This is a genomic window from Achromobacter pestifer (genome assembly GCF_013267355.1).
Lineage (GTDB): Bacteria > Pseudomonadota > Gammaproteobacteria > Burkholderiales > Burkholderiaceae_B > Achromobacter > Achromobacter pestifer_A.
Genome location: NZ_CP053985.1, coordinates 2,716,112 through 2,742,002, shown reverse-complemented (window position 1 = coordinate 2,742,002; position 25,891 = coordinate 2,716,112). Strand labels below are relative to the sequence as shown.

The 25,891-nt window shown below is 63.9% G+C and carries 30 protein-coding genes; 10 read left to right on the top strand and 20 right to left on the bottom strand.

What is annotated here, in order from left to right; translation table 11 throughout:
- Positions 1-80 precede the first annotated feature (80 nt).
- On the bottom strand, positions 81-1,040 hold the full coding sequence (locus tag FOC84_RS13285; RefSeq protein WP_173144812.1) for a helix-turn-helix domain-containing protein: 960 nt from the start codon (positions 1,038-1,040) through the stop codon (positions 81-83).
- Between the two features lie 168 nt (positions 1,041-1,208).
- Here FOC84_RS13285 and FOC84_RS13280 point away from each other — a divergent pair, with 168 nt between their 5' ends.
- The 6 genes from FOC84_RS13280 to FOC84_RS13255 are packed head-to-tail and all read left to right on the top strand — an operon-like array spanning position 1,209 to position 6,908.
- Positions 1,209-2,105, top strand: coding sequence for an alpha/beta fold hydrolase (locus FOC84_RS13280; RefSeq protein ID WP_173144811.1), 897 nt, complete (start codon positions 1,209-1,211; stop codon positions 2,103-2,105).
- Between the two features lie 12 nt (positions 2,106-2,117).
- Positions 2,118-3,290, top strand: coding sequence for a substrate-binding domain-containing protein (locus tag FOC84_RS13275; protein WP_173144810.1), 1,173 nt, complete (start codon positions 2,118-2,120; stop codon positions 3,288-3,290).
- A gap of 15 nt (positions 3,291-3,305) precedes the next feature.
- A complete protein-coding gene (locus FOC84_RS13270) occupies positions 3,306-4,076 on the top strand; it encodes an ABC transporter ATP-binding protein (protein ID WP_173144809.1) in 771 nt (256 codons plus the stop codon).
- Entirely contained in the window at positions 4,073-4,822 is a 750-nt protein-coding gene (locus tag FOC84_RS13265; RefSeq protein WP_173144808.1) for an ABC transporter ATP-binding protein, read from the top strand. The genes FOC84_RS13270 and FOC84_RS13265 overlap by 4 nt, the downstream gene beginning before the upstream one ends.
- Positions 4,819-5,829 carry a branched-chain amino acid ABC transporter permease gene (locus FOC84_RS13260; RefSeq protein WP_063641552.1) on the top strand — a complete coding sequence of 337 codons (1,011 nt, stop codon included), beginning with the start codon at positions 4,819-4,821 and terminating at the stop codon, positions 5,827-5,829. The genes FOC84_RS13265 and FOC84_RS13260 overlap by 4 nt, the downstream gene beginning before the upstream one ends.
- Positions 5,830-5,840: 11 nt before the next feature.
- Positions 5,841-6,908, top strand: coding sequence for a branched-chain amino acid ABC transporter permease (locus tag FOC84_RS13255; protein ID WP_173144807.1), 1,068 nt, complete (start codon positions 5,841-5,843; stop codon positions 6,906-6,908).
- A gap of 66 nt (positions 6,909-6,974) precedes the next feature.
- Here the strand turns inward: FOC84_RS13255 and FOC84_RS13250 are convergent, their stop codons facing one another.
- From FOC84_RS13250 to FOC84_RS13165, 18 genes are all read right to left on the bottom strand, one after another.
- The gene (locus FOC84_RS13250) at positions 6,975-7,493 is read right to left on the bottom strand and encodes a hypothetical protein (RefSeq protein ID WP_173144806.1); all 519 of its coding nucleotides are present in this window, start codon (positions 7,491-7,493) and stop codon (positions 6,975-6,977) included.
- A gap of 157 nt (positions 7,494-7,650) precedes the next feature.
- Positions 7,651-8,172 carry a hypothetical protein gene (locus FOC84_RS13245; RefSeq protein ID WP_254241967.1) on the bottom strand — a complete coding sequence of 174 codons (522 nt, stop codon included), beginning with the start codon at positions 8,170-8,172 and terminating at the stop codon, positions 7,651-7,653.
- 134 nt (positions 8,173-8,306) lie between these two features.
- Positions 8,307-8,588, bottom strand: a complete 282-nt coding sequence (gene rpsQ, locus FOC84_RS13240; protein ID WP_006216549.1) for a 30S ribosomal protein S17 — start codon at positions 8,586-8,588, stop codon at positions 8,307-8,309.
- 2 nt (positions 8,589-8,590) lie between these two features.
- On the bottom strand, positions 8,591-8,782 hold the full coding sequence (gene rpmC, locus FOC84_RS13235; protein ID WP_003806912.1) for a 50S ribosomal protein L29: 192 nt from the start codon (positions 8,780-8,782) through the stop codon (positions 8,591-8,593).
- 11 nt (positions 8,783-8,793) lie between these two features.
- Positions 8,794-9,210 (bottom strand): 50S ribosomal protein L16, encoded by a 417-nt coding sequence (gene rplP / locus FOC84_RS13230; protein WP_006216552.1) that lies wholly within the window; start codon positions 9,208-9,210, stop codon positions 8,794-8,796.
- A 2-nt stretch (positions 9,211-9,212) separates the two neighbouring features.
- The gene (gene rpsC / locus FOC84_RS13225; protein ID WP_006216553.1) at positions 9,213-10,007 is read right to left on the bottom strand and encodes a 30S ribosomal protein S3; all 795 of its coding nucleotides are present in this window, start codon (positions 10,005-10,007) and stop codon (positions 9,213-9,215) included.
- A gap of 9 nt (positions 10,008-10,016) precedes the next feature.
- Positions 10,017-10,346 (bottom strand): 50S ribosomal protein L22, encoded by a 330-nt coding sequence (gene rplV, locus FOC84_RS13220; RefSeq protein ID WP_006227021.1) that lies wholly within the window; start codon positions 10,344-10,346, stop codon positions 10,017-10,019.
- Between the two features lie 3 nt (positions 10,347-10,349).
- Positions 10,350-10,625: a 30S ribosomal protein S19 gene (rpsS, locus tag FOC84_RS13215; RefSeq protein WP_006216555.1), complete on the bottom strand. Its 276-nt coding sequence runs from the start codon at positions 10,623-10,625 to the stop codon at positions 10,350-10,352.
- A gap of 12 nt (positions 10,626-10,637) precedes the next feature.
- Positions 10,638-11,465: a 50S ribosomal protein L2 gene (gene rplB, locus FOC84_RS13210; RefSeq protein ID WP_013397018.1), complete on the bottom strand. Its 828-nt coding sequence runs from the start codon at positions 11,463-11,465 to the stop codon at positions 10,638-10,640.
- The gene (rplW, locus tag FOC84_RS13205) at positions 11,466-11,762 is read right to left on the bottom strand and encodes a 50S ribosomal protein L23 (protein ID WP_006216557.1); all 297 of its coding nucleotides are present in this window, start codon (positions 11,760-11,762) and stop codon (positions 11,466-11,468) included.
- Positions 11,759-12,379, bottom strand: coding sequence for a 50S ribosomal protein L4 (gene rplD / locus FOC84_RS13200; protein WP_013397019.1), 621 nt, complete (start codon positions 12,377-12,379; stop codon positions 11,759-11,761). Before rplD ends, rplW begins: the two co-directional genes overlap by 4 nt.
- Before the next feature lie 4 nt (positions 12,380-12,383).
- On the bottom strand, positions 12,384-13,073 hold the full coding sequence (gene rplC / locus FOC84_RS13195; RefSeq protein ID WP_173144805.1) for a 50S ribosomal protein L3: 690 nt from the start codon (positions 13,071-13,073) through the stop codon (positions 12,384-12,386).
- A 440-nt stretch (positions 13,074-13,513) separates the two neighbouring features.
- The gene (gene rpsJ, locus FOC84_RS13190; RefSeq protein ID WP_003806903.1) at positions 13,514-13,825 is read right to left on the bottom strand and encodes a 30S ribosomal protein S10; all 312 of its coding nucleotides are present in this window, start codon (positions 13,823-13,825) and stop codon (positions 13,514-13,516) included.
- A gap of 75 nt (positions 13,826-13,900) precedes the next feature.
- Positions 13,901-15,091, bottom strand: coding sequence for an elongation factor Tu (gene tuf / locus FOC84_RS13185; protein ID WP_173144793.1), 1,191 nt, complete (start codon positions 15,089-15,091; stop codon positions 13,901-13,903).
- A 78-nt stretch (positions 15,092-15,169) separates the two neighbouring features.
- Positions 15,170-17,272 carry an elongation factor G gene (gene fusA / locus FOC84_RS13180; RefSeq protein ID WP_173144804.1) on the bottom strand — a complete coding sequence of 701 codons (2,103 nt, stop codon included), beginning with the start codon at positions 17,270-17,272 and terminating at the stop codon, positions 15,170-15,172.
- Positions 17,273-17,289: 17 nt separating this feature from the next.
- On the bottom strand, positions 17,290-17,760 hold the full coding sequence (rpsG, locus tag FOC84_RS13175; RefSeq protein ID WP_006216561.1) for a 30S ribosomal protein S7: 471 nt from the start codon (positions 17,758-17,760) through the stop codon (positions 17,290-17,292).
- 166 nt (positions 17,761-17,926) lie between these two features.
- A complete protein-coding gene (gene rpsL / locus FOC84_RS13170; protein WP_005017264.1) occupies positions 17,927-18,304 on the bottom strand; it encodes a 30S ribosomal protein S12 in 378 nt (125 codons plus the stop codon).
- A gap of 547 nt (positions 18,305-18,851) precedes the next feature.
- Positions 18,852-19,532: a response regulator transcription factor gene (locus FOC84_RS13165; RefSeq protein WP_438800873.1), complete on the bottom strand. Its 681-nt coding sequence runs from the start codon at positions 19,530-19,532 to the stop codon at positions 18,852-18,854.
- Positions 19,533-19,824: 292 nt separating this feature from the next.
- Between FOC84_RS13165 and FOC84_RS13160 the strand changes: the two genes are divergently transcribed.
- The 3 genes from FOC84_RS13160 to FOC84_RS13150 are packed head-to-tail and all read left to right on the top strand — an operon-like array spanning position 19,825 to position 24,019.
- Positions 19,825-20,541: a response regulator transcription factor gene (locus FOC84_RS13160; protein ID WP_173144802.1), complete on the top strand. Its 717-nt coding sequence runs from the start codon at positions 19,825-19,827 to the stop codon at positions 20,539-20,541.
- Between the two features lie 33 nt (positions 20,542-20,574).
- Positions 20,575-21,684, top strand: coding sequence for a FecR domain-containing protein (locus tag FOC84_RS13155; RefSeq protein WP_173144801.1), 1,110 nt, complete (start codon positions 20,575-20,577; stop codon positions 21,682-21,684).
- Between the two features lie 10 nt (positions 21,685-21,694).
- Positions 21,695-24,019, top strand: a complete 2,325-nt coding sequence (locus tag FOC84_RS13150) for a CHASE2 domain-containing protein (protein ID WP_173144800.1) — start codon at positions 21,695-21,697, stop codon at positions 24,017-24,019.
- A 13-nt stretch (positions 24,020-24,032) separates the two neighbouring features.
- Here the strand turns inward: FOC84_RS13150 and FOC84_RS13145 are convergent, their stop codons facing one another.
- Entirely contained in the window at positions 24,033-25,298 is a 1,266-nt protein-coding gene (locus tag FOC84_RS13145; RefSeq protein WP_173150129.1) for a serine/threonine protein kinase, read from the bottom strand.
- Between the two features lie 156 nt (positions 25,299-25,454).
- Here FOC84_RS13145 and FOC84_RS13140 point away from each other — a divergent pair, with 156 nt between their 5' ends.
- On the top strand, positions 25,455-25,850 hold the full coding sequence (locus FOC84_RS13140) for a TssQ family T6SS-associated lipoprotein (RefSeq protein ID WP_173144799.1): 396 nt from the start codon (positions 25,455-25,457) through the stop codon (positions 25,848-25,850).
- The last annotated feature ends 41 nt before the right edge of the window (positions 25,851-25,891 follow it).

Below are 25,891 nucleotides of genomic sequence, written 5' to 3'. Positions count from 1 at the left end.
AGCCCCGCAGAAATCCTGCGGGGCTTTTTTTTTTGCCTCTCGCCCGACAACCAGGCGGACCATCCGCGGACAAGAGCCGCTCAGGAACTTGCCCGCAAATCGCGCGGCGTCATGCCGAAGCGGCGCTTGAACAGGCGGCTGAAATGCGAGGGGTGCGAGAAACCCACCTGATAGGCCAGCTCGGCGATGCTGCGGTGGCGATGCTGCGGATTCAGCAACAGTTCGCGGCACTTGTCGAGCCGCTGGTCGAAGATGAAGGACTCCACCGACAGGCCGCCGGCGCGCAGAATACGGTGCAGATAGGCCACCGACAAGCCGCAGCCCTGCGCCACCTGCTGCGGCGACAGCGCCGGATCCGCCAGATGCTGGCGGATGTAGGCCAGCACGCGCTGCCGGTGCGCCAGCGTGACGCTGCTGTCCGACTCCGATGCGTGCCCTTGGCCTGATTGCACCAGGAACAGCACGATCAGGTCGATCAGGCGCTCGCCGAGTTCCGCCGCTTCGACGTCCGACCAGCCGTCCACCCCTTTGAACAGGTGGTCCATATAGCTGGCCAGCAGGGCGCCTCGCGGCGAACCGTCATCGACGCGCAGCTTGTAGAAGGCGCCGACGCGGGAATCGCGCTGCAATAGCGCGCTGCGCGGAAAGGACACGCTCAGGCTGCGGTAGCCCGCCGCGCCCTGCGCCGTGGCCTGGTAGGGCAGGCTCTGGTTCATCAGATAGACGCAACCGGGTTCGACCTGGAACTCCCTGCCCTGCTGCTGCACGGCCAGTGGTCCGGCCAGCGGCAGGCCGAAGGTATAGAACTCCTGGTCCAGACGCGACACATTGCCGACGGTGCGCTCCAGCTTCTGCCCCTGGTAATGGAGGTCGTTGAACTGCAGGCTGCCCCGGCGCACATAGCGCACATGTCCGGCGAAACTGTCTGGCCGGCCGCGATGTACCTCGAACGGACCGAACGCGTGCGACAGCGCCGCGCGCCATTCGTCGCGCCGGTCAGCGCCAGCGCTGGCCGAAATGGCGAATTCCGTATCGGACATGGCTAGGTCTCCTTGGACGCCGGCGCCGCCACCGGGCGCTCGTGATCCTGCGTCTACATATTCTTGACTCACCCTGCTGCGGGGTGTCCGGCGCCTTGAAGGCGCGCTTGGCGCAAGTCTATATTCAGCCCGATAAGCACACAACCTGGACAACCCGGGAGGAGACCCATGGCACCAGCGCCCGCACCGGCCGGCCGCCACGCGCCGGCTTCGCGCTATCTGCGTTGCGCAGGCCGCGAGCTGCACTACACCGAATGGGGCGCCGCGGACGCGCCCCCCGTCATCATGTGGCATGGCCTGGCCCGCACCGGCCGCGACTTCGACGACCTGGCGCAGGCACTGGCGGACGACTACCGCATCATCTGCCCGGACGCGATCGGTCGCGGCCTGTCGCAATGGAGCGCCGACCCGGCTGCCGAGTACCAGCTGGATTTCTATGCAACGCTGGCCCGCGCCCTGGTGGACGGGCTGTCGCTGGCCCGCGTGCGCTGGGTGGGGACGTCCATGGGCGGCGCCACCGGCATGCACGCCGCCGCCACCACCTTGCGCGACCGGATCTCGCACCTGGTCGTCAATGACATCGGCCCCGAACTGCCGCAGGCCGCCATCGACCGCATCGTGGCCTACGTCGGCGCGCCGCCGGCCTTCGATACGGTCACGGAACTGGAAGCCTGGCTGCGCGTCGCCTACAAGCCCTACGGCTGGCAAAGCGACGAGCAATGGCGCCGGATGACTGAAACCTCGGTGCGCCGGCTGCCGGATGGCCGCATCACCCTGCACTACGACCCGGCCATCGTCGGCCAGTTCAATAACCATCCAGCCGACTACAACCGCTGGAGCGGCTATGACTCGCTGCGCATGCCGCTGCTGCTGCTGCGCGGCGCCGATTCGGACCTGCTGCTGCCCGAGGTCGCCGACGCCATGACCCGTCGCGGACCGCGCGCGCAGCGCATCGACTTCCCCGATTGCGGCCACGCCCCTGCCCTGAACGTGGCCCCGCAAATCGACGCCATCCGACTATTCCTTGCCACGCCGGACCATACGGCGGCTGCCCGCCCCCAATAACAGGAGACTCCCATGAAACGCGTCCTGCTCGCCGCGCTCGCCGGCCTCTGCATGAATTCCGCCATAGCGGCCAAAGACTTCGTCGTGGCCCACGTCTACGACAAGACCGGCCCCCTGGAGGCCTATGCCAAGCAAACCCAGAACGGCCTGATGCTAGGGCTGGAATATGCGACGCAAGGCACCATGACGGTCGCCGGCCGCAAGATCCGCGTCATTGAAAAGGACAACCAGGGCAAGCCTGACGTGGCGCGCGCCCAGCTGGCCTCGGCCTATGCGGACGACAACGCCGACATCGCGGTCGGCCCCACCTCGTCCGGCGTCGCGTTGGCCATGCTGCCCATCGCCGAGGAATACGAGAAGATCCTGCTGGTCGAGCCTGCCGTGGCGGATTCGATCACCGGCGACAAGTGGAACAAGTACATCTTCCGCACCGGCCGCAACTCGTCGCAGGACGCCATCGCCAACGCGGTCGCCTTCGACCAGGCCGGCACCTCGATCGCGATGCTGGCGCAGGACTACGCCTTCGGCCGCGACGGCGTGAAGGCGTTCAAGGGTGCCTTGAAGAACGCCAAGATCGTGCACGAGGAATACCTGCCCGCCAACGCCACCGACTTCACCGCCGGCGCGCAGCGCCTGTTCGATGCGCTGAAGGACAAGCCGGGCCGCAAGATCATCTTCATCCTGTGGGCCGGCGCGGGCAATCCGTTCAAGATCGCCGATCTGGACCCCAAGCGCTTCGGCATCGAGATCGCCACCGGCGGCAACACGCTGGCCGCCATGACGCCGCTGAAATCGCTGGCGGGCATGGAAGGCGCCACCTATTACTACTACGGCATCCCCAAGAATCCGATCAATGACTGGTTGGTGGCGGAGCACCAGAAGCGCTACGGCCAGCCGCCGGACTTTTTCACCGCGGGCGGCATGGCCTCCGGAATCGCGATCGCCACCGCGCTAGCCAAGACCAACGGCAATTCCGACACCGACACGCTGATCAAGGCCATGGAAGGCATGAGCTTCGATACGCCCAAGGGCAAGATGACCTTCCGCCCCGAGGACCACCAGGCCATGCAGTCCATGTACCACTTCCGCATCAAGAACGATCCGTCGGTGCCTTGGGCCGTGCAGGACCTGGTCAAGGAAATCACGTCGGACCAGATGTCGGTGCCGATCCAGAACAAACGCTGAGCGCACCGTCCATACATGCTGGAAACCCAATCGCTCACGATCCGTTTCGGCGGACACGTGGCTGTCAACGAGGTCAGCTGCAGCTATGCGCCTGGCACCCTGACCGCCATAGTCGGCCCGAACGGCGCGGGCAAGACCACCTACTTCAACCTGATCTCCGGCCAGCTGCGCGCCAGCGCCGGCACGGTGCGCCTGAACGGGCGCGACCTGACCTCGCTGGCCGCGCCCGCGCGCATGCATGCGGGGCTGGGCCGCGCCTTCCAGCTGACGCAGCTGTTCCCGCGCCTGAGCGTGCATGAGAACGTGCGCCTGGCCCTGCAGTCGCGTCAGCAAGGCATGGGCTGGCGCCAGATCCGTTTCTGGCGCACCTGGAGCGACGACCGCGGCCTGATCGAACGCGCCGACGCGCTGCTGGAACGCACCCGCCTGTCCGCGCGCCGCGACCAGTCCGCCGCCGACTTGCCGCACGGCGACCAGCGCAAGCTGGAGATCGCCATGCTGATCGCGCTGGAGCCGCAGGTATTCATGTTCGACGAGCCGACCGCAGGCATGAGCGTGGACGACGTGCCTGTCGTGCTGGAGCTGATCCGCGAGATCAAGAACAATCCGACGAAAACAATCCTGCTGGTGGAGCACAAGATGGACGTGGTGCGCGAACTGGCGGACCGCATTGTGGTGCTGCACAACGGCCAGCTGATGGCCGACGGCGACCCGGCGGCGGTGATCGCCTCGCCCATCGTGCAGCAGGCCTATCTGGGCGTCAGCCCGGCGGAGAAGGCGGCATGACGCAAGCGCTGCTGGAATTGAAGGACGTGCACACGCACATCGGCGCGTACCACATCCTGCACGGCGTGGACCTGGCGGTCGCGCCGGCGGCCGTGACCATGCTGCTGGGCCGCAACGGCGCCGGCAAGACCACCACGCTGCGCACCATCATGGGATTGTGGCGCGCCTCGCAAGGCCAGGTGAACTTCGACGGCGCGCCCATCGGCGGTCCCGGCACGCGCACCTCGCCGCCCGACATGGCGCGCATGGGCATGGCCTACGTGCCCGAGAACATGGGCATCTTCGCCGACCTGTCCGTGCAGGAAAACATCCTGCTGGCGGCACGCCAGGCCAGAAACGCCAGCCAGCTGGACACGGCGCGGCTGGAATGGATCTTCGGTTTCTTTCCGGCGCTGAAGAAGTTCTGGCTGCATCCCGCCGGCAAGCTGTCGGGCGGACAAAAGCAGATGCTGGCCGTGGCGCGCGCCATCATCGAGCCGCGCCGCCTGCTGTTGGTGGACGAGCCCAGCAAGGGCCTGGCGCCGGCCATCATCCAGAACATGATCGACGCCTTCATCGAACTGAAGCAGGCGTCCACCACCATCCTGCTGGTCGAGCAGAACTTCAACTTCGCGCGCCTCGTGGGCGATCACGTCGCCGTGATGGACAACGGCCGCGTCGTCCACGCCGGCGGCATGGCCGAACTGGCCACGGACGACGAACTACAGACGCGCCTGCTGGGCCTGTCGCTGGGAAGCCACCAATGAGCACGCTCGAAATCGATACCCCGCTGCCGCGCGTGCGCGCGGACCTGCGCCCCGTCCTGCTGGTGCTGGCCCTGGCCGCGCTGGCCCTGCCCCTGGTGGGTTCCTTCTCTACCTGGGTCACCCTGACCCTGGCGGGGCTGGCCATGGGCATGATCATCTTCATCGTGGCCTCCGGCATGACCTTGGTGTTCGGCCTGATGGACGTGCTGAACTTCGGCCACGGCCTGTTCATCGCCATCGGCGCATACATGGCCGCGACCGTGCTGGGTTCGATGGCCGACTGGACCCAGTCCGGCAGCCTGTGGATCAACCTGGGCGCGGTGTTGCCGGCCATGATCGTCGGCATGCTGGTCGCAGGCGCCGTGGGCCTGGCGTTCGAACGCGTCATCGTGCGCCCCGTCTATGGCCAGCATCTGAAGCAGATCCTCATCACCATGGGCGGCATGATCATCGGCGAAGAGATCATCAAGATGCTGTGGGGTCCGCAGACGATTTCCCTGCCGCTGCCCGAGGCGCTGCGCGGCGCGTTCCTGCTGGGCGATGCCGCCATCGAGAAATTCCGCATCGTCGCCCTGTTGACGGGTCTGCTGGTGCTGGGCGGCATGCTGTGGCTGCTCAACCGCACCAAGCTGGGGCTCCTGATCCGCGCCGGCGTCGAGGACCGCGAAATGGTGGAAAGCCTGGGCTACCGCATCCGCCATCTGTTCGTGGGCGTGTTCGTCGCCGGCTCCATGCTGGCGGGCCTGGGCGGCGTGCTGTGGGGCATGTACCAGCAATCCGTGGTGCCGCAGCTGGGCGCGCAGGTGAACGTGCTGATCTTCATCGTCATCATGATCGGCGGCCTGGGCTCGACCGTGGGCTGCCTGATCGGCGCCTTGCTGGTTGGGCTGATGGCCAACTACACCGGCTTCCTCTTGCCCAAGGCCGCCCTGTTCTCGAACATCGCGCTGATGGTCGCCATCCTGTTGTGGCGGCCGCAGGGCGTGTATCCGGTCACGAACCGCTAGGAACCGCCGACATGTCCGTACGCCTGCTTTCCGGCGATCCTCCGCGCAGCACGCTGCTGGCCTTGGCGTTGATCGCCATCGTGGCCCTGCTGGCCGCAGCGCCCTTTCTCTTTCCCGGCCCCAAGTCGCTGGCGGTAGCCGCGAAGATCCTGGTTTTCGTGATCCTGGTCGCCAGCTATGACCTGCTGCTGGGATACACCGGCATCGTCAGCTTCGCGCACACCATGTTCTTCGGCATCGGCGCCTACGGCGTGGCGATCGCCAGCATCCGCATGGAACCGGGTTGGACCGCGGTGTTCGTGGGCCTGGGCGGCGGCCTGGTGGTATCGCTCGCGTTCGCCCTGCTGATCGGCTTGGCCAGCCTGCGCGTGCGCGCGATCTTCTACGCCATGATCACGCTGGCCGTCGCCGCGGCGTTCCAGACGCTGGTGTCGCAATTATCCGATCTGACGGGTGGCGAGGACGGCCTGAACTTCAAGGTGCCGCAGATGCTGCGGCCGGCTTTCCGGCCTTTCTCGGAGCCAATCTTCGGCGTCACGGTCGACGGCCGCGTGATCACCTACTACCTGATCGCCGCGGTCTGCGTGGTGCTGTTCCTGCTGTTGCTGCGCATCGTGAATTCGCCGTTCGGCCGCGTGCTGCAGGCCATACGCGAGAACCCGTTCCGCGCCGAAGCGATCGGCTACCGCACGGTGCTGTACCGCAGCCTGTCCAACCTGCTCGCCGCGGCCTTCGCCACGCTGGCGGGCGCCATGTACGCGCTCTGGCTGCGCTACAACGGCCCGGACACCTCACTGTCGTTCGAGATCATGCTCAACATCCTGCTGATGCTGGTGATAGGCGGCATGGGCACCATGTATGGCGCCGTGGTGGGCGCCAGCCTGTTCGTCTTCGCGCAAAGCTATCTGCAGGATGGGCTGCACGTGATCCACGACGTGGTGGCGGGCGTGGCCCCCTTGGCGCTGCTGTTCGAACCGGATCGGTGGCTGCTATGGCTGGGGATCTTGTTCGTGGTGTCGGTGTACTACTTCCCTACCGGGATTGCGGGCCGGCTGCGGGAACTGGCGGCGCGGCGCTGATTCCCGCGCCAGGCGAAAGCAGTTTGGCAATATGCTTACACCTGGCTGCCCTATCGCTGCGGAGTGCTATTTCACACGGCTGCGCACGTCATCCAGGCTGCGCTTCACATCGTCCAGGCGCCGTTGCAGATCTTCGATCTTGCGGCTGCTGGAATCCGAATTGCTGTTGAGCTGCGATACGCTACGCGACAGTTTTTCCAACTCATTCTTCTGGTTGTCGGCGCTGCGAGCTATCTTGTCCAGATCGCTGCGCTGACCATCGCTGCTGCGACTGCCATCGCCTTGCTTGCGCTCCAGCGCGGAGAGCTTCTGCGCCTGCTCCTCAAGCTTGCGGTTGAGCTCCTCGTTCTTGCGTCGCAACTCTGTCAGCGCGTCGGCCTGTTCGCTCAGCCGGCGGGTCAGCTTGTCGACTTCCATGCCGGTGCGTATCCGACCGTCATTGCCGACAACAAGCAGGCTCTCGCCAAAAGGCCGTTCCACGACAAAGTCCTTCAATTGCACGCTGTTGACATCGGCCCGCGCCGCCGGCACGGCCAACACCGCCAACACTGATGCGCAACCGCAAGCGGCCATGAACTTGCCCACAGATCCACCCATGTTTCGTGCTCCAACTGACGAAAACTCGAGAACGCAAAATGCGTGCCCGCGAGAGTTGTAACAGGCACATCGAGAACGAGGAATCCCCCGCGCATAGACAGTTGCTACGCTGCGTTTCGAAAGGAATGGCGGATGGCGCGATCGATCAGCGGGGCGGTTCGCGAAGCGCATCGGCGTTCCGCAGCAATCCATCAACCCGCCGCTGCATATCGTCGACCTGGCGCCGCGCATCTACGGTGCCGTCCGACCGTGAACCCGCCGGCAAAGGCGCCAGTTTGGGCATGGCAGGGACTGGAAGGTCGGCTGAGTTTCGATTCAGCGGAATTCTGCCCGAAGGCGCAGAGCGATCTTTCGGCGCCTGACCCAACAGACGCTCCAGCGCTTGCAACTGCGAACGCTGCTCATCGAGCGTGCGCTCCTGTCTTGCCAGCGCCAATTCGTCCTCATCCTGAGTGCCAAAAATGAGCGCACGGTCGCGTGATTCCGATGGCAGCCCCACGCGCCGATCGGGGCCAGCCGTCAGAACGTCGCGGCCGCGAGTTTCAGGCGCCGCAGCGGCAGGCGCGACAGGCCCCACGGCCGGTTGCGCCCAAGCAGGAAACGCGAGCAGGCCCAGGCAACAGACCGCGGCTCCCATCAACGCGGATCCCGGAAGACCCTGCTCCATGTCTTTTGCCCTTTACCCCGAAGTGCCTGGTTGCAGGCGCCCGTGCGGGCGCGCTGGACGAAAAAAAACGGCAAGGGTTTTATCCCTTGCCGTCTTATATCAGAACGGCGCGCCGTTCCGATGGACTGCTTTACTTAGATGATACGTGCGGCTTCAACCAGACGCACCACACGCCACGACTTCGAGCGCGAGATGGGACGGCCTTCAGCGATTTCAACCGTATCGCCTTCGTTGTACTGGTTCGATTCATCGTGCGCCTTGTACTTCGCGGAACGCATGATGATCTTGCCGAAGATGGGGTGCTTGACGCGGCGCTCAACGAGCACGACGACAGTCTTGTCCATCTTGTTGCTGACGACCTTGCCAACCAGCGTACGCTGGCGCTTGGCCACTTGGGTGTTTTGAGTTTCGCTCATCTTTATTTCCCTGCCTTCTCGGTCAGCAAGGTACGAACGCGCGCGATATCGCGACGCACGTTGCGCAGCTGGCTGGTGTTGGCCAGTTGCTGCGTGGCCTTCTGCATACGCAGACCGAATTGTGCCTTCAGCAGGCTTTCGAGCTCTTTGCCGAGCTCGGCGGCGTCTTTCGAACGGAGTTCGCTAGCTTTCATGTTAGTACTCCTTAAGCACCGATATGACGCGCGACGAACGTGGTCGAAATCGGCAGCTTGGCAGCGGCCAGGCGGAAAGCTTCACGCGCGATCTCTTCGCTCACACCTTCCATTTCGTAGAGCACCTTGCCGGGCTGAATTTCAGCGACCCAGTACTCAGGATTGCCCTTACCGTTACCCATACGGACTTCGGCAGGCTTCTGCGAGATGGGCTTATCCGGGAAAATGCGAATCCAGATACGGCCGCCACGCTTGATGTGACGATTGATGGCGCGACGAGCCGCTTCGATCTGGCGAGCGGTCAGACGGCCACGGCCGGTGGCCTTCAGACCGAATTCGCCAAACGACACGTGGGTGCCACGGGTCGCCAGACCGGTGTTGCGGCCCTTCTGCTCTTTGCGATACTTTCTGCGAGAGGGTTGCAGCATGGTTATTCTCCTTCAGGCGCCGGAGCAGCGTCCGCCTTGCGGGGACCACCACGACCGCGACCACCCGGACGACCGGTGCGAGCACCGTCCGGACGATCACCACGCGGAGCGCGGCGCGGACGACGTTCTTCTTCGCGCGGGGCAGCGGTTTCCGGCGGCAATTCGCCGTTGGCCAGCATGTCGCCCTTGTAGACCCAGACCTTGATGCCGATCACGCCATACGTGGTGTGGGCTTCGGAGGTGCCGTAGTCGATATTGGCCTTGAGGGTGTGCAGCGGCACACGGCCTTCGCGATACCACTCGGTGCGGGCAATTTCGATACCGTTCAGACGGCCCGAGCTCATGATCTTGATGCCTTGGGCACCCAGACGCATGGCGTTCTGCATCGCACGCTTCATGGCGCGACGGAACATGATGCGCTTCTCGAGCTGTTGCGAGATCGAGTCGGCGATCAGTTGAGCATCGGTTTCCGGCTTGCGGATTTCTTCGATGTTGACGTGCACGGGCACGCCCATCAGGCGCTGCAGATCAGCCTTCAGGCTTTCGATGTCTTCGCCGCGCTTGCCGATCACCACGCCCGGACGAGCCGAGTAGACGGTGATGCGGGCATTCTTGGCGGGACGCTCGATGATCACGCGACCGACGGAGGCGCTCTTGAGCTTCTTCTTCAGGTACTCGCGAACGCGAATGTCTTCGGCCAACATCGTGCCGAAGGCCTTGTCGTCGGCGAACCAACGCGAGGACCAATTACGGGTGACCGCGAGACGGAACCCAGTGGGGTGAATTTTCTGACCCATCGTGACTCCTTAAGCTCCGACCTTGACCGTGATGTGGCAGGTCTGCTTCTCGATACGGTTGCCGCGGCCCTTGGCGCGAGCGGAGAAGCGCTTCATCGACTGAGCCTTGTCCACAAAAATCGTGGTGACTTTCAGTTCGTCGATGTCGGCGCCGTCGTTGTGCTCGGCGTTGGCGATGGCGGACTCGACAGCCTTTTTCAGGATGACGGCAGCCTTCTTCGGCGAGAAGGTGAGGATTTCCAGGGCACGACCGACCTTCTGGCCGCGGATCAGGTCCGCAACCAGACGGGTCTTCTGTGCCGAGATGTGAACCCCACGGATAATGGCAGTAGTTTCCATCGCTTACCTCTTCGCCTTCTTGTCCGCGGCGTGACCCTTGAACGTACGGGTCAGCGCGAACTCGCCCAGCTTGTGACCGACCATGTTCTCGTTGATGTAAACGGGAACGTGCTGCTTGCCGTTGTGCACAGCGATCGTCAGACCGATGAACTCGGGCAGGATCGTGGAGCGACGCGACCAGGTCTTGATCGGCTTCTTGTCTTTGCCCGCGACGGCCGTGTCCACCTTTTTGATCAGGTGAGCATCGACAAACGGGCCTTTCTTGATCGAACGTGACATAGTGTTCGCCTCTTACTTGCGCTTGCGCCGTTGGACGATCATATTGTTCGTCCGCTTGTTGCGACGGGTCTTGAAACCCTTCGCCGGAGTGCCCCACGGGCTGACCGGTTCGCGTGCCTCGCCGGTACGGCCTTCGCCGCCACCGTGCGGGTGATCCACCGGGTTCATGGCAACGCCACGAACCGTCGGGCGGATACCGCGCCAACGCATTGCACCGGCCTTGCCGATTTGGCGCAGGCTGTGTTCTTCGTTACCGACTTCACCGATGGTGGCGCGGCATTCGATGTGCACACGGCGGACTTCACCGGAGCGCAGACGCACTTGAGCGTAGATGCCTTCGCGAGCCAGCAGGACGGCGGAAGCGCCGGCCGAGCGGACCATCTGAGCACCCTTGCCAGGCAGCATTTCGACGCAGTGAATCGTCGTACCGACCGGGATGTTGCGGATCGGCAGCGTGTTGCCAGCGCGGATCGGAGCTTCGACGCCCGACAGCAGCGTGGCGCCAACTTCCAGACCGCGCGGAGCGATGATGTAGCGACGTTCGCCGTCGGCGTAGCACAGCAGAGCGATGTGCGCCGTACGGTTGGGGTCATACTCCAGGCGCTCGACCTTTGCCGGAATGCCATCCTTGTCGCGACGGAAGTCGACGACGCGGTAGTGCTGCTTGTGGCCACCGCCACGATGACGGATCGTGATGTGACCGTTGTTGTTACGGCCAGAACCACGGGTCTTCTTTTCCAGCAGCGGCGCGTAGGGCTCACCCTTGTGCAGGTTCGGGCTGACAACCTTCACCATGCCACGGCGGCCAGCCGAAGTCGGCTTAACTTTTACGAGGGCCATTTACTTCACCTCCGCAAAGTCGATTTCCTGGCCGTCCTTGAGCGACACGTAAGCCTTGCGCTCATTGCGACGACGGCCAACGAATCGGCCAAAGCGCTTGACTTTGCCCTTACGGTTGAGGACCTGCACGGACTCGACCTGCACCTTGAAGAGCAGTTCGACGGCAGCCTTGATTTCCGGCTTGGTAGCGTCAGCCACGACACGGAAAGCGACTTGCTGATTCTTCTCAGCAACGAAGGTGGCCTTTTCGGTCACGATCGGAGCAAGAATGACTTGCATCAAGCGTTCAGCGTTCATCCCAGCATCTCCTCGAGTTGAGCGATGGCCGGCTTGGTGATCAGCACTTTCTTGTAGTGGACCAGCGACAACGGATCGGCATAACGGGGCTCGACAACAGCAACGTGCGGCAGGTTGCGGGTGGCGAGGTAAACATTTTCATCAACGCTGTCGGTGATGATCAGGACCGAGTCCAGGCCCAGGCTCTTCAGCTTGGCAGCTGCGTCCTTGGTCTTGGGCGATGCCAGATCAAACGATTCGACAACAGCGATGCGGTCTTCGCGAGCGAGCTGCGACAGGATCGAGCGGATCCCGGCGCGGTACATCTTCTTGTTGACCTTCTGGCTGAAGTTCTCTTCGGGCGAGTTCGGGAAAATCCGACCACCGCCACGCCACAGCGGCGACGAAGTCATACCGGCGCGTGCGCGGCCGGTACCCTTCTGGCGCCAGGGCTTCTTGGTCGAGTGCTTGACTTCAGTGCGATCCTTCTGAGCGCGGTTGCCGGAGCGGGCATTGGCTTGGAAAGCCACCACGATCTGATGAATCAGCGCTTCGTTGAAGTCACGGCCGAAGATCGTGTCGGGCGCGCTGAACGTAGCAGCGGCCTGACCTTGGTCGTTCAGGAGCTTGAGATCCATTTACTTACGCTCCCTTCTTGGCCGGGGCCTTGATGGCCGGGCGCACGACGATGTCGGCGCCAGCGTGGCCGGGGACAGCGCCCTTGACCAGCAGCAGGCCGCGCTCAACGTCAACGCGAACGACGTCGAGGTTTTGAACGGTGCGGGTGACATCACCCAGGTGACCAGCCATCTTCTTACCCGGGAACACGCGGCCCGGATCTTGAGCTTGGCCAATCGAGCCGGGAACGCGGTGCGAACGGGAGTTACCGTGCGAAGCGCGCTGCGAACCGAAGTGGTGACGCTTGATGGTACCGGCGAAGCCTTTACCAATGGTCGTGCCCGTCACGTCGACCTGTTGGCCGGCTTCGAACACGGATTCCACGGAGATCACAGCACCAGCCGCAAATTCAGCGGCGCGAGCGGGATCAAGGCGGAATTCTTTGAGGATGCTACCGGCTTCAACGCCGGCCTTTGCGTAGTGGCCCGTTTGCGGCTGAGCCACACGCGAGGCACGACGAGTGCCATAAGCCACTTGGATCGCGGCGTAGCCGTCGGCTTCCAGCGACTTAACTTGGGTCACACGGTTGTTCGACACGTCCAACACGGTTACCGGGATGGATTCACCTTCCTCGGTAAAAATGCGGGTCATGCCGACCTTGCGACCCACCAGCCCCAGCCGATGAGCGGCGGGCGTGGGTGTCGAATTCGACATCGTTTTCTCCATTCCCGACTGCGATTGGTCGGGGCTAATCGGGCAAAAGGTAACGGCCTTTGCCCTACGACTATGTTCAACCTGGTTCAAATTCCGGCGGAGTCCGCCTTTCTTTTCCCCATAGTTGCTCTTGCCACAAAATGGCAAGCTTCGCATATTAGCATGTTTTTTTCAGTCGGCACAAGCACTTAGCGTGCTTCGGCGGCACTGCGCAGGGCCATTTCGCCACAGTTGGCGGGTGTGGCCAGCGGCGGCGTGGTCTAGCGCACCTGGTTGCGGCAGTGAGCACACGCTAACCAAACGTTGGACGGGGCTGAACGCCCTGCCCGACTCCGGACAGGCGCCGCGCGAAGCGCGCCCAAAAACAAAATGGCCGCACTCACAAGGAATGCGGCCATTTTTTTCGTGCCTGCCGGCGAAGGTAGCAGGCCCGATACGCTTTACTGCAGCGCGATTTCGACGTCGACGCCAGCCGGCAGGTCCAGACGCATCAGGGCGTCAACGGTCTTGTCGGTGGGATCAACGATGTCCATCAGGCGCTGGTGCGTGCGGATTTCGAACTGGTCACGCGACGTCTTGTTGACGTGCGGCGAACGCAGGACGTCGTAGCGACGGATACGCGTGGGCAGCGGCACCGGGCCGCGGACAACGGCGCCGGTACGCTTGGCGGTATCGACGATTTCAGCGGCCGACTGATCGATCAGCTTGTAATCGAAGGCTTTCAAGCGGATACGGATCTTTTGGTTTTTCATGGCGTTTCCTAAAGAACGAGAGGCGAAGGCGACGAGGCCGCCCTCGCTGATTGTTTGCTACTTAAGTGATCCGGATTACTTCAGGATCTTGGCGACGACGCCGGCGCCGACGGTACGACCGCCTTCACGGATGGCGAAACGCAGGCCTTCTTCCATGGCGATGGGGGCCAACAGCTTGACCGTCATCCCCACGTTGTCGCCCGGCAGAACCATTTCCTTGTCGGCCGGCAGTTCGATCGTGCCCGTCACGTCCGTCGTGCGGAAGTAGAACTGGGGACGATAGCCCTGGAAGAACGGAGTGTGACGGCCGCCTTCTTCCTTGGACAGAATGTACACCTCGGACGTGAAGTCCGTGTGCGGGGTGATCGAGCCCGGCTTGGCCAGAACTTGGCCGCGCTGGACGTCTTCACGCTTGGTGCCGCGCAACAGGATGCCCACGTTGTCGCCCGCTTGACCTTGGTCCAGCAGCTTGCGGAACATTTCCACGCCGGTGCAAGTCGTCTTGACCGTCGGAACGATACCGACGATTTCGATTTCTTCGCCGACCTTGACGATGCCGCGTTCGATACGGCCGGTCACCACGGTGCCGCGACCCGAGATCGAGAACACGTCTTCAACCGGCATCAGGAACGCGCCGTCAACGGCACGCTCAGGCGTCGGGATGTACGAGTCCAGCGCGTCAGCCAGATTCATAATGGCTTGTTCGCCCAGTTCGCCCTTGTCGCCTTCCAGCGCCAGCTTGGCCGAACCCTTGATGATCGGGGTGTCGTCGCCGGGGAAGTCATACTTCGACAGCAGTTCGCGAACTTCCATTTCCACCAGCTCGAGCAGCTCGGCGTCGTCAACCATGTCAGCCTTGTTCAGGAAGACGATGATGTACGGCACGCCAACCTGGCGCGACAGCAGGATGTGTTCACGCGTCTGCGGCATCGGGCCGTCAGCGGCCGACACGACCAGGATCGCGCCGTCCATTTGAGCGGCGCCCGTGATCATGTTCTTCACATAGTCAGCGTGGCCCGGGCAGTCAACGTGCGCGTAGTGGCGCGCGGCCGTTTCGTACTCGACGTGAGCCGTGTTGATCGTGATGCCGCGAGCCTTTTCTTCAGGAGTCGCATCGATCTGGTCGTAGCCCTTGGCTTCGCCACCGAACTTGTTCGACAGAACGGTCGTGATAGCGGCCGTCAACGTCGTTTTGCCGTGGTCAACGTGACCAATCGTACCCACGTTCACGTGCGGCTTGGTACGCTCAAACTTGCCTTTTGCCATGATCTCTATCCTTTGACTTTCAAGGAAACTTGGATTTCTGCCGGGTCCGCCCGGATGGGCGGCCCCGGCAAGGGTTATTTACTTGGCCCGAGCGGCGATGACTTCGTCAGCGACGTTCTTGGGGGCCTCGGAGTAATGCTTGAATTCCATCGTGTACGTGGCACGGCCTTGCGTCAACGAACGCAGGTTCGTGGCGTAACCGAACATCTCGGCCAGCGGAACTTCGGCCTTGATGGTCTTGCCGCCGCCAACCATGTCGTCCATGCCCTGAACCATGCCGCGACGCGAGGACAGATCGCCCATCACGGTACCAGCGTAGTCTTCAGGCGTTTCGACTTCAACGGCCATCATCGGTTCCAGCAGCACGGGGCTGGCCTTGCGCAGACCTTCCTTGAATGCCATGGAGCCGGCCATCTTGAACGCGTTTTCGTTCGAGTCCACGTCGTGGTACGAACCGAAGAACAGCGTGACCTTGACGTCGACGATCGGGTAGCCAGCCAACACGCCCGAAGGCAGCGTTTCCTGGATGCCCTTGTCCACCGCGGGAATGTACTCGCGAGGAACCACGCCGCCCTTGATGGCGTCCACGAATTCGTAGCCACCGCCAGGAGCCAACGGCTCGACCTTCAGCACCACGTGGCCGTACTGGCCGCGGCCGCCCGACTGCTTGACGAACTTGCCTTCCACTTCGTCGCAGGTCTTGCGGATGGTTTCACGGTAGGCCACTTGCGGCTTGCCGACGTTGGCTTCAACGCCGAACTCGCGCTTCATGCGGTCGACCAGAATTTCCAGGTGCAGCTCGCCCATGCCGGAAATGATGGTTTGGCCGGATTCTTCGTCGCTGCGCACGCGGAACGACGGATCTTCCTGAGCCAGACGCGACAGCGCCAGACCCATCTTTTCCTGGTCAGCCTTCGACTTGGGTTCCACGGCCTGCGAAATCACGGGCTCCGGGAAAATCATGCGTTCGAGCAGGATGTGGGAGTCGATGTCGCACAGCGTTTCGCCGGTGGTCACGTCTTTCAGACCCACCACGGCGGCGATGTCGCCTGCCAACACTTCCTTGATTTCTTCGCGGTTGTTCGCGTGCATCTGCAGAATGCGGCCGATACGTTCCTTCTTGCCCTTGATGGGGTTGTAGACCGTATCGCCCGACTTCAGGACGCCCGAGTAAACGCGCACGAAGGTCAATTGACCCACGAACGGATCGCTCATCAGCTTGAATGCCAGAGCCGAGAACTTCTCGTTGTCATCAGCCGAACGCTTGACGGGATTACCGTCGTCGTCCATGCCGTCAACCGGGGGAATGTCCACGGGCGAAGGCAGGTAGTCGATGACCGCGTCCAGCATGCGCTGCACGCCCTTGTTCTTGAAGGCGGTGCCGCACAGCATCGGCTGGATTTCGCCAGCGATGGTGCGTTGGCGGATGGCCAGGTTGATTTCTTCTTCGTCGAGCGAACCCGTTTCCAGGTACTTGTTCATCAGCTCTTCGGACGATTCAGCAGCGGCCTCAACCAGCTTTTCGCGCCATTCGTTCGCCAGGCCTTCCAGCTCGGCCGGAACGTCTGCGTAGTCGAACTTGATGCCTTGGCTGGCTTCGTCCCAAATGATCGCCTTCATCTTGACCAGGTCGACCACGCCTTGGAACGTGTCTTCGGCACCGATCGGGATCACGATCGGCACGGGATTGGCGCGCAGGCGGTTCTTCAGCTGGTCATAGACCTTGAAGAAGTTGGCGCCGGTGCGGTCCATCTTGTTGACGAAGGCCAGACGCGGCACGCCGTACTTGTTGGCTTGGCGCCACACGGTTTCGGACTGGGGCTGAACACCGCCCACCGCGCAGTAGACCATGCAAGCACCGTCCAGGACGCGCATGGAACGTTCCACCTCAATGGTGAAGTCCACGTGTCCCGGGGTGTCGATGATGTTGATGCGGTGTTCGGGATAGTTCTTCGCCATGCCACGCCAAAACGCCGTCGTAGCTGCCGACGTAATGGTGATGCCACGCTCTTGTTCTTGTTCCATCCAGTCCATGGTGGCTGCGCCATCATGCACTTCGCCAATCTTGTGATTGACGCCGGTATAGAACAGGATACGTTCGGTCGTGGTGGTTTTCCCTGCATCGATGTGCGCAGAGATACCAATGTTGCGATAGCGCTCGATCGGGGTTTTGCGGGCCATGGTGGGTAGTCCTTAAATTACCAGCGGAAATGGCTGAAGGCCTTGTTGGCCTCTGCCATCTTGTGCGTGTCTTCGCGCTTCTTCATCGCGGCGCCACGACCTTCGGAGGCGTCGATCAGTTCGCCAGCAAGACGCAGATCCATCGACTTCTCGCCACGCTTCTTGGCGGCTTCACGGAGCCAACGCATAGCCAGGGCCAGGCGGCGCACGGGGCGCACTTCAACCGGCACTTGGTAGTTGGCACCGCCAACGCGGCGGCTCTTCACTTCGACGATCGGCTTGATGTTGTTGATCGCCAGGCTGAAAACTTCGATCGGCTCTTTGCCGGTCTTGGTTTGCACTTGCTCGAGGGCGCCGTAAACGATGCGCTCGGCGACGGCCTTCTTGCCGTCCAGCATGACGACGTTCATGAACTTGGCGAGTTCGACGCTGCCGAACTTGGGATCGGGCAGAATCTCGCGCTTGGGTACTTCGCGACGACGGGGCATTGTTGCTTCCTTGTGTCTGTTCAGTTGAACCGTGTTTCATTACACGGCCATGGCCGTCCATGGAGACGACCCCTTACGTGCCGCGCACCTTCCCATCATCTGGATGGCGCGGTCGCACTTCCCTAGTGACGGACTTCCGCCACGCGGGGGTACTGCTGACTCGTTATTAAGCCTTCTTCGGGCGCTTGGCGCCGTACTTCGAGCGGGCTTGCTTACGATCCTTGACGCCTTGCAGGTCGAGGGAACCGCGCACGATGTGATAACGCACACCGGGCAAGTCCTTCACACGACCGCCACGCACCAGAACCACCGAGTGCTCTTGCAGGTTGTGGCCTTCACCGCCGATGTACGAAATGACTTCGTAACCGTTGGTCAGACGCACTTTGGCAACCTTGCGCAGAGCGGAGTTCGGCTTCTTGGGGGTGGTGGTGTACACGCGAGTGCACACGCCGCGGCGTTGCGGGCAGTTTTCGAGCGCGGGGCTCTTGCTTTTGATGATGCTGACTTCGCGCGGCTTGCGCACGAGTTGGCTAATGGTAGGCATGACCTTTGAAATCCCTTTTACGTACCACTGGTAAGTACTTACGTACTCGTCTCCTCAAGCAGTGAACTTTCGGAGAAGGCAGTTCGCGCAAAACCGCCTCAAACGTTCGTATACGTAAAAGAGCGGGCTTGCCAACAAACTATGACAAAACGCACAAAGCTGGATGCCGTGGGGCGACGGCGCCGGAAAGACCCGACACCGCGAAGCCGTATGGCTTGAAACGAAAGGCTCGTGACGCACCCCGTTTCCAGACACCGTACTCCTGAACCCTACCGCGGCCAGTTTTTGCGCGCGAAATAAAGCAGTAAGCCCTTTAGCATAACTGAGATAAAGGCTTGCTGTCAAAGAAAATTGTAAGCTGATCGACGTGCGCGTTGCCTGAAAAAGCGCGCCAGTTAGGCGGCGCTCACAGAAATTAGGGCCGCATAAGCCGAAAATCGGGGCCGCTGCTCGCGGCAATCGGCGGGACAACGACACACAAACTTGCGGCCGGATGCGCCGCCGCTGCGGCTACCCGCTGCTGTGGTAGCCAGTGTACCCGTCCGCGCTACTGGTCGGCGAACAGGTAGCCGCTGCCGTAGACCGTGCGGATCGGCAACATCACCCCGGCCAGCTCAGCCTTGCGCCGCAGCCGGCTGACGATCACATCGATGCTGCGGGAGCCGCTGGCGCGCACGCCGCCCCCTTCGACCTGCAACTCATCGCCCAGTTCGGTCCGGCCCACGGCCTTGCCTGCCACTTCCAGCAGCGAACGCACGATCAGGCGCTCATTGGCGGACAGCGAAATGGTCGCTCCCGTAGGCGCCGCCAGGGTCCAGCCCTGGTCGCGCAGCTCCCACTGACCGTTCTGGGCCGCATCGACGAGGGACGCATCCTGCCCGGCGGGCAGGCGGCGCGCCAGGGACAACAGGATGCAGGCCAGCTCGCGCGGATCCTGCGGATCCGGCAGACAGGCGTCAGCGCCGCTTTGCAGGCAGCGCAGGCGGCTATCCACCGACATGCCGCGCCCCGTAACCACGATGCCCATCGACGACGAGCCGTGCAGGCGCGCCACCAGGGCATAGCCGATTTCACCCAAGGTCCCGACATCCAGGACCACGACGTCATAGCCGCCGCCGTTGAGCAATCCAAACAATTCGAGAGACGTCGAGCAACCGCGTGCAGAGATACCAGCTTGCAGCAATGCGGACACGGCGACGCCGCGCGCGGCTTCATCCGGTGACATCATAAGTATGCGCAATTGATTCATATCTGTTCCATCCGACCAACAACCTCGACCGGCTCCGCCCCCCGCCCTACTGCGGAGGGGGAGAACGATTGAGACAGTGTGGCGCGTTGTTACGCAACAACTCCAGTCAAGATTCGTCAACTTTGCAATGTTTGACAGTTCTTGCCATAACGTAGCCAGCCGGGGCCCCTCCCGAGTTATCATTCGTTTACACCTATATATTCCTTTCTCATCTTGCAGTAGGGCGCCATAGCGCGCGCTTGCGTAGCAAACCTTCGCGAGAACACGTCTGATGAAAATCGCGTCGCTGGAAGACGACCTGGATCAAGCACGGCGCATCCAGCAAGTTCTGACCACTGCCGGATACGTCTGCAGCAGCTATCAGCAAAGCCGGGATCTGCTGGCCGCGCTGCGCACTGAGCATTTCGACCTGGTGCTGCTGGACTGGCATCTGCCCGACATCGATGGTGACGATGTGGTGCGGTGGCTGCGCGCCAATATCGGTCCGCGTATCCCCGTCATCTTCCTGACCAACCGTTCCAGCGAGGACGATCTGGTCGAAGGCCTGCGCGCCGGCGCGGACGACTACATCGTCAAGCCCCTGCGCCCCCTGGAGCTGCTGGCGCGGGTGGCGGCGTTGCTGCGCCGCAGCCAGATCGCCGAACCCGCGGACGATGCCTTCGATGTGGCGCGCTATCGCATCGAACCCGCCGGCCGCACCATCACCCTGGATTCCGCCGTGGTGCCGCTCGCCCCCAAGGAATTCGAACTCGCGCTGCTGTTTTTCCGCAATGTCGGCCGCCTGATGTCGCGCGACGTGCTGGCCGAATGCGTATGGAACCGGGAAATTCCCGCCACCTCGCGCACCCTGGATACCCATTTGTCGAACATCCGGCAAAAGCTCCAGTTGCGCCCCGAGCACGGCGTGCGTCTCACGTCCTCGTATGCACTGGGCTACCGGCTGGAGCTCATCAGCTCGCCGGAAGACATTGCATCCCATCCGCAGTAAGCGCCTGCGCGCATCCCTGGAGAACCGATAGTCATGAGCCGCTGCCGCGCGCTTTCTTTGCTTGCCCTGATTTCCTGCCTGGCGCTGATGGCGCCGGCGCGCAGCCAGCCTGCCGGCGCACTTGGGGACGACTTCATCTACCGCGTGCGCCAAGGCGATACGCTGATCGACCTGGCGACCCGCTATACGCACAAGCAGGCCAACTGGAGCCAGCTGCAAACCCTGAACAAGGTCGTCACGCCGGAGACGCTGCCCATCGGGCTGGAGTTGCGCATCCCCCTGTCCATGATTCCCGTGCGGCCCGCCGACGCCCGCGTCGTGCACGTCAGCGGTCAGGCGAATGTGGATGGCAAGGCCCTGCGGGCCGGCGATACCGTGGCTGAAGGCAGCACGGTCGGCACCGCCGCCAATGGCTTCGTCACACTGGAACTGGCCGACGGCTCCAAGCTGACGCTGCCGGCCGGCGGCTCGGTCCAATTGACGCGCCTGCGCCAGTTCGAAGGCACGGCGCTGACGGATTCCGTGGTCCAGGTGCAAAGCGGCGGCGTGGAATCGTCCGTCGCGCCCGGCGGCCAGGGCGTGGGCCGTTTCGAGATCCGCACGCCGGTCGCGGTCACCGGCGTGCGCGGCACGCGCTTCCGCGTGCAAAGCGGCGCGCAAGGCGTGCACAGCGAAGTGCTGGAAGGCAGCGTACGGCTGCAGCCCCACGCCCCCGGATCGGCCCCGGCCAAACCGGTGGCGGTGGCCACGGGCTACGGCGCGGCCGTGGGCTCGGACGGGGTGGTGTCGGGCATGCGCGCGCTGCTGGATGCGCCGCAACTGGGCACGCCCACGCGCGCGGGCGGCGGCGCCTGGACCGCCGACGTCTCGCCGGTACCCGGCGCGCAAAGCTATCTGGTACGCGTCTCGCGCGATGCCGAAGGCGCGCTGCCGGTATCGTCGACGAGCTTCCCCGGCAACGACATCCGCTTCACGGCGCCCGGCCCCGGCACCTATTACGTGTCCGTGCGCGCGGTCGACGATCTGGGCCTGAACGGGCGCGACGCCATCGCCACCTTCGAAGGCGCGAACATGCTCCTGACCTCCGACGGCTCCGGCGTCGCCAGCGGCACGGGCGGCCTGATCACGCTGACCGACTACTAGAGCCCGCCCCATGGCCGACGCCGCCGATCCGCAGGACCGGACCTCGCGCTCAGGGCTGTGGCTGACGGTGGTTTTGGCGGTGCTAGCCGCTGTCCTGGGTTCGTTCAACGGTCTGGGACGCTTCGACCAGATCCTCTATGACCGCGCCTTGTCGGTGACGGGGCGAGCCGCCGATCCCGATATCCTGATCGTCGCGATCGACGACGACAGCATCAAGGCGCTGGGCCACTGGCCCTGGCGGCGCGCCGTCCACGCAGCGCTGCTGGACCGCCTGCAGGGGGCCCGCGCCGTGGCGCTGGACCTGATCTTCGCCGAACCGGACATGGCCAATCCGAACGACGACCGCATCCTGGCCGACAGCATCCGGCGCCATGGCCGCACGGTCCTGCCAGTCGTGCTGGACCGGCTCGACCGCCCTTCCACCGTCAACGAGCCCATCCCCGGCGTAGCGCAGGCCGCCGCCGCGAAGGGCTTCATCAACGCGCGCATCGACCCGGATGGCGTGGTCCGCGCAGCCACCCTGACCGCGCAACTGGGCGACCGCCGCTGGAACCATCTGGCCATGGCCATGCTGGACGTCGGCGGCGAAGCGGAATCGGCGCAAAAGCTGTTCAAGCGCGCCGCGCCCGATGGCAGCATCCTGATCCCCTACTCCGGCCCCACCGCGCATACGCGCACCGTTTCCTACCTGTCCGTGCTGCGCGGCGATCTGTCGCCGGAAGAGCTACGCGGCAAGTACGTGCTGGTCGGCGCCTGGGCCACCGGCCTGGGCGACGCTTACCCTACGCCGGTATCGCACGATGCCAGCGGCATGTCGGGGGTGGAGATCATCGCCAACCTGCTGCACGCGGCGCGCGACGATATCGCCTACCAGTTGCCGCCCGCCTGGTGCAACGCGCTGTTCGCGGCGCTGCCCGTGCTGCTGGCTTGCCTGGCCCTGTGGCGGCTGTCTCCCAAGCAGGCCCTGCTGGTCAGCCTGGCGCTGTTCGCGCTCATCCTGCTGGCAGCGCTGCTGCTGCTGGCCTATGCCTATATGTGGTTCGCGCCGGCCGCGGCGCTGCTGGGCGTGGCGCTGTGCTATCCGCTCTGGAGCTGGCGCAGCCAGGAAGCCGCGCTGCGCTACATGGACAACGAATTGCGCCGCCTGCAACGCGAGTACCCGCCGGTGCTGAACGAGGCCGGCGCCCAGGGCACGGGTCCCAGCGCGTCGCTGGAGAGCCGCGTCGGGGAACTGCGCCGTGCGCTGGCCCGCGTGCGCAACCTGCGCCGCTTCCTCGCCGACGGCTTGGACGGCATGCCGGACGCCACGCTGGTTTTCGATCAGGACGGCCGCATGCAATTCCGCAACCAGGCGGCGGTCATGTATTTTCAGCGGCTGGGCATGCGCCCTCCCCGCGTCGGCCGCCCGGCCACCCACCTGCTCGAGAAGACCATCTCCGATCCCGCCGCGCGCCAGCGCGTCGCCGAGGCGCTCAGCGGCCAGGGCGCGGTCGCCGCGTCATCGCCCTGGAGCGCCGACCTGGAAGTACGCGACCATGCGGGACGCGACCTGATCCTGAAATGCGCGCCCATCCATACCGCCGAAGGCAGCTTCGCCGGCACCGTCGCCACGCTGACGGACATCTCGCGCATCCGCCAGGCGGAACGCCAGCGCGAGGAAACGATGCGCTTCATCTCGCACGACATGCGCGCGCCCCAAAGCTCCATCCTCGCGCTGGTCGAAATGAAGCAGGAAGGCGGCTTGCACGAAGAGCAGAGCGAAACCCTGGGCCGCATTGCCGCGCTGGCCAACCGCACGCTGCGCCTGGTCGACGACTTCGTGCATCTGACGCGCGCCGAGTCGATGACGATCAGCGCGGTGGAACTGGATCTGGGCAGCCTGTTGCAAGACGCCGTGGACGAATTCTGGGCCTCGGCGCAGAAGCGCGGCATCGAGCTCGCCCTTGCGCTGCCGCTGCCCGCCGCCTATGTCCGCGGCGATCAGACCTTGCTCATGCGCACGCTGTGCAACCTGATCGACAACGCGATCAAGTACAGCCCGGCGCACACCCGGATCGAATGCGGCATCGACGAGGAACCCGGCTTCTGGCGCGTCAACATCCGCGATCAGGGCCAAGGCATTGCGGCACAGGATCTGGCGCGCCTGTTCGAACCGTTCTCCCGCGTGGGCGTCGAGACCCGCGGCGACGTCGGCGGGGCAGGCCTGGGTCTGGCGTTCGTGCGCACCGTGGCCGAACGCCACGGCGGATCGGTCGAGGTCAGCAGCGAGCTGGGCGCAGGTTCGGTGTTCACGCTGCGCCTGCCGATGGCGCCGGAAGAAATGCCCGCGGCATAGCCGCGGCGCTCCGCTATTGGAAGACGTGTGAGATCACGGCGGGCTTGCCCGCCTTGACCTCCAGCGTCATGCGGTACGGCTGCAAGTCGGCATTGCGCAGCACCACCTGGTACTTGCCGGGAATCAGCCGCAGTTCCTTGACCGGAGGGCTGATGCCGCGAGCCACGCCGTTGATCCAGACCTCGCCCCACGGACGGATGTCCAGCCGCACCACCATGGGAACCGGCTTGGGCTTGGGGGCCTCTTCGGCCACCTCGGCAGGCGCCTCGGCCGGCGCGGCTGCAGGCGGTGTTGCCGCAGTTGTCGGCGCCTCGGCGGGCGCCGCCGGCTGAGCCGGGGTGTCGCCGGGAGCAGGCGCGCTTCCAGGGGCCAGAGTCTGGGGCGCGGCTTCCTGCGAGGTTCGAACCTCGGGCGGCGATGGCGGCGCCACGGATGCGGCGCCGGGCGCCGGCGGCGGCGGCAAGGGATGCACGGCCGGCAGGTTCGGCTGAACCAACTCGGACCGGGTGATCAGCGCGTTGGGCGCGCCCATTCCCGACTCGAACCAGGCGTACACGCCCGCGCCGATCAACGCAGCGATGAGCAGCAGCACCAGCAGCGGATGGCGCCCGCGCGCGGGTTGGTGCGCTACGGCAGCTGCCGCTGGCGCCGCGCGGGACATTGGCGCCGCAGCCACCGGATCCGGCGCCGTCTCGACTTGCGCATCTATGCCCAGCATGCCAGCCAGATCGGCCAGCGTCTGCGGCCGGTCGGCAGGCGCCATGACCAGGCCGGCATCGATCACGGACAGGAAGTCCTGGCTGTACTTTGGCAGTCCCAGGGAGGCGAGCGGCTCGTAGGTATCCTCCGCGCGGCGCTCGGGCGCCGGCGCGGGCTTGTCGCCGATGACCAAGGCATGCATCACCGCGCACAGGGCGTAGATGTCGCTCCAGGGGCCGCGCGGCCATTCCACCGAATCCGTGTATAGCTCGAACGGCGCAAAACCGGGGGTCGGGGTGCGCGTGGCGCGGCGCGAACGCGCCACCACCAGTTCGGGCACCAGATGAGCCCGGGCGCCTTCGTCCATGCCCACCGTCTCCAGCGAAATATCGCCGCAGATTTCACCTTGGGCATGCAGCGCCATCAAGGACGGCAGCAGATCGGACAGAAGCCGTTTGATGCGGGTTTCCGGCACGCCCCCCGCCGTGCTGGCGGCGATGGCGCTCAACGGACGCAGTGCAAGCGGCGCGGCGCCGGAAAAGGGGCCACGCGGCGTCAAGAGGCCGGCGGAAGTAGACATCATCGGAACTGGCGCTGTCGCTCGACAGCTGAATTAACTGTGGAATAAGGCGAATATTATCCAATCCGCACCGCAAGGACATTGCGGAAAATGTCCGAGCGCATCAGGCTGTGGCACGATAGCGTACCGCTAAACCTCTCTACACCTTTGGAAGCCATGAAAATTCGCGTTCTGAGTAGTCTGCTCGGCTTATCGGCCCTGCTGGCGGGTTGCGCCGGCGTCTCGTCCCAAAAGCCGGAGGCGCCTGCCACCGCGGAAGCCCTGGATCAGCTGCAACAGGTACGCGACAAGTACAGCGCCGGCCGCTACGGAGAAGTCATCCGCGGCGTCGCCACCTCCGACGCCCTGGCCACTTCCACCAAGACCGTACGCATCGAGGCCTACAAGCTGCAGGCGTTCAGCTACTGTGTGAGCAAGTATCCGCGGCTGTGCGAAGACAGCTTCGCCCGCATCCTGGCCCTGGACCCCGCTTTCGAGCTGGCGCCCAACGAAGCCGGCCATCCCGTCTGGGGGCCCGTCTTCCGGCACGCCCGGGCGCAGGTCGCGCAGTAAGCGCCCTTTCCCCAAGGCAAAAAAAGGCCGCTGATTCGCAT

What these genes read in the sequence shown, in the direction of transcription:
- FOC84_RS13285 (WP_173144812.1), bottom strand. Translation starts at nt 1,040, where the DNA reads ATGTCCGATACGGAATTCGCCATTTCGGCCAGCGCTGGCGCTGACCGG.
- FOC84_RS13280 (WP_173144811.1), top strand. Translation starts at nt 1,209, where the DNA reads ATGGCACCAGCGCCCGCACCGGCCGGCCGCCACGCGCCGGCTTCGCGC.
- FOC84_RS13275 (WP_173144810.1), top strand. Translation starts at nt 2,118, where the DNA reads ATGAAACGCGTCCTGCTCGCCGCGCTCGCCGGCCTCTGCATGAATTCC.
- FOC84_RS13270 (WP_173144809.1), top strand. Translation starts at nt 3,306, where the DNA reads ATGCTGGAAACCCAATCGCTCACGATCCGTTTCGGCGGACACGTGGCT.
- FOC84_RS13265 (WP_173144808.1), top strand. Translation starts at nt 4,073, where the DNA reads ATGACGCAAGCGCTGCTGGAATTGAAGGACGTGCACACGCACATCGGC.
- FOC84_RS13260 (WP_063641552.1), top strand. Translation starts at nt 4,819, where the DNA reads ATGAGCACGCTCGAAATCGATACCCCGCTGCCGCGCGTGCGCGCGGAC.
- FOC84_RS13255 (WP_173144807.1), top strand. Translation starts at nt 5,841, where the DNA reads ATGTCCGTACGCCTGCTTTCCGGCGATCCTCCGCGCAGCACGCTGCTG.
- FOC84_RS13245 (WP_254241967.1), bottom strand. Translation starts at nt 8,172, where the DNA reads ATGGAGCAGGGTCTTCCGGGATCCGCGTTGATGGGAGCCGCGGTCTGT.
- rpsQ (WP_006216549.1), bottom strand. Translation starts at nt 8,588, where the DNA reads ATGAGCGAAACTCAAAACACCCAAGTGGCCAAGCGCCAGCGTACGCTG.
- rpmC (WP_003806912.1), bottom strand. Translation starts at nt 8,782, where the DNA reads ATGAAAGCTAGCGAACTCCGTTCGAAAGACGCCGCCGAGCTCGGCAAA.
- rplP (WP_006216552.1), bottom strand. Translation starts at nt 9,210, where the DNA reads ATGCTGCAACCCTCTCGCAGAAAGTATCGCAAAGAGCAGAAGGGCCGC.
- rpsC (WP_006216553.1), bottom strand. Translation starts at nt 10,007, where the DNA reads ATGGGTCAGAAAATTCACCCCACTGGGTTCCGTCTCGCGGTCACCCGT.
- rplV (WP_006227021.1), bottom strand. Translation starts at nt 10,346, where the DNA reads ATGGAAACTACTGCCATTATCCGTGGGGTTCACATCTCGGCACAGAAG.
- rpsS (WP_006216555.1), bottom strand. Translation starts at nt 10,625, where the DNA reads ATGTCACGTTCGATCAAGAAAGGCCCGTTTGTCGATGCTCACCTGATC.
- rplB (WP_013397018.1), bottom strand. Translation starts at nt 11,465, where the DNA reads ATGGCCCTCGTAAAAGTTAAGCCGACTTCGGCTGGCCGCCGTGGCATG.
- rplW (WP_006216557.1), bottom strand. Translation starts at nt 11,762, where the DNA reads ATGAACGCTGAACGCTTGATGCAAGTCATTCTTGCTCCGATCGTGACC.
- rplD (WP_013397019.1), bottom strand. Translation starts at nt 12,379, where the DNA reads ATGGATCTCAAGCTCCTGAACGACCAAGGTCAGGCCGCTGCTACGTTC.
- rplC (WP_173144805.1), bottom strand. Translation starts at nt 13,073, where the DNA reads ATGTCGAATTCGACACCCACGCCCGCCGCTCATCGGCTGGGGCTGGTG.
- rpsJ (WP_003806903.1), bottom strand. Translation starts at nt 13,825, where the DNA reads ATGAAAAACCAAAAGATCCGTATCCGCTTGAAAGCCTTCGATTACAAG.
- tuf (WP_173144793.1), bottom strand. Translation starts at nt 15,091, where the DNA reads ATGGCAAAAGGCAAGTTTGAGCGTACCAAGCCGCACGTGAACGTGGGT.
- fusA (WP_173144804.1), bottom strand. Translation starts at nt 17,272, where the DNA reads ATGGCCCGCAAAACCCCGATCGAGCGCTATCGCAACATTGGTATCTCT.
- rpsG (WP_006216561.1), bottom strand. Translation starts at nt 17,760, where the DNA reads ATGCCCCGTCGTCGCGAAGTACCCAAGCGCGAGATTCTGCCCGATCCC.
- rpsL (WP_005017264.1), bottom strand. Translation starts at nt 18,304, where the DNA reads ATGCCTACCATTAGCCAACTCGTGCGCAAGCCGCGCGAAGTCAGCATC.
- FOC84_RS13165 (WP_438800873.1), bottom strand. Translation starts at nt 19,532, where the DNA reads ATGATGTCACCGGATGAAGCCGCGCGCGGCGTCGCCGTGTCCGCATTG.
- FOC84_RS13160 (WP_173144802.1), top strand. Translation starts at nt 19,825, where the DNA reads ATGAAAATCGCGTCGCTGGAAGACGACCTGGATCAAGCACGGCGCATC.
- FOC84_RS13155 (WP_173144801.1), top strand. Translation starts at nt 20,575, where the DNA reads ATGAGCCGCTGCCGCGCGCTTTCTTTGCTTGCCCTGATTTCCTGCCTG.
- FOC84_RS13150 (WP_173144800.1), top strand. Translation starts at nt 21,695, where the DNA reads ATGGCCGACGCCGCCGATCCGCAGGACCGGACCTCGCGCTCAGGGCTG.
- FOC84_RS13145 (WP_173150129.1), bottom strand. Translation starts at nt 25,298, where the DNA reads ATGTCTACTTCCGCCGGCCTCTTGACGCCGCGTGGCCCCTTTTCCGGC.
- FOC84_RS13140 (WP_173144799.1), top strand. Translation starts at nt 25,455, where the DNA reads ATGAAAATTCGCGTTCTGAGTAGTCTGCTCGGCTTATCGGCCCTGCTG.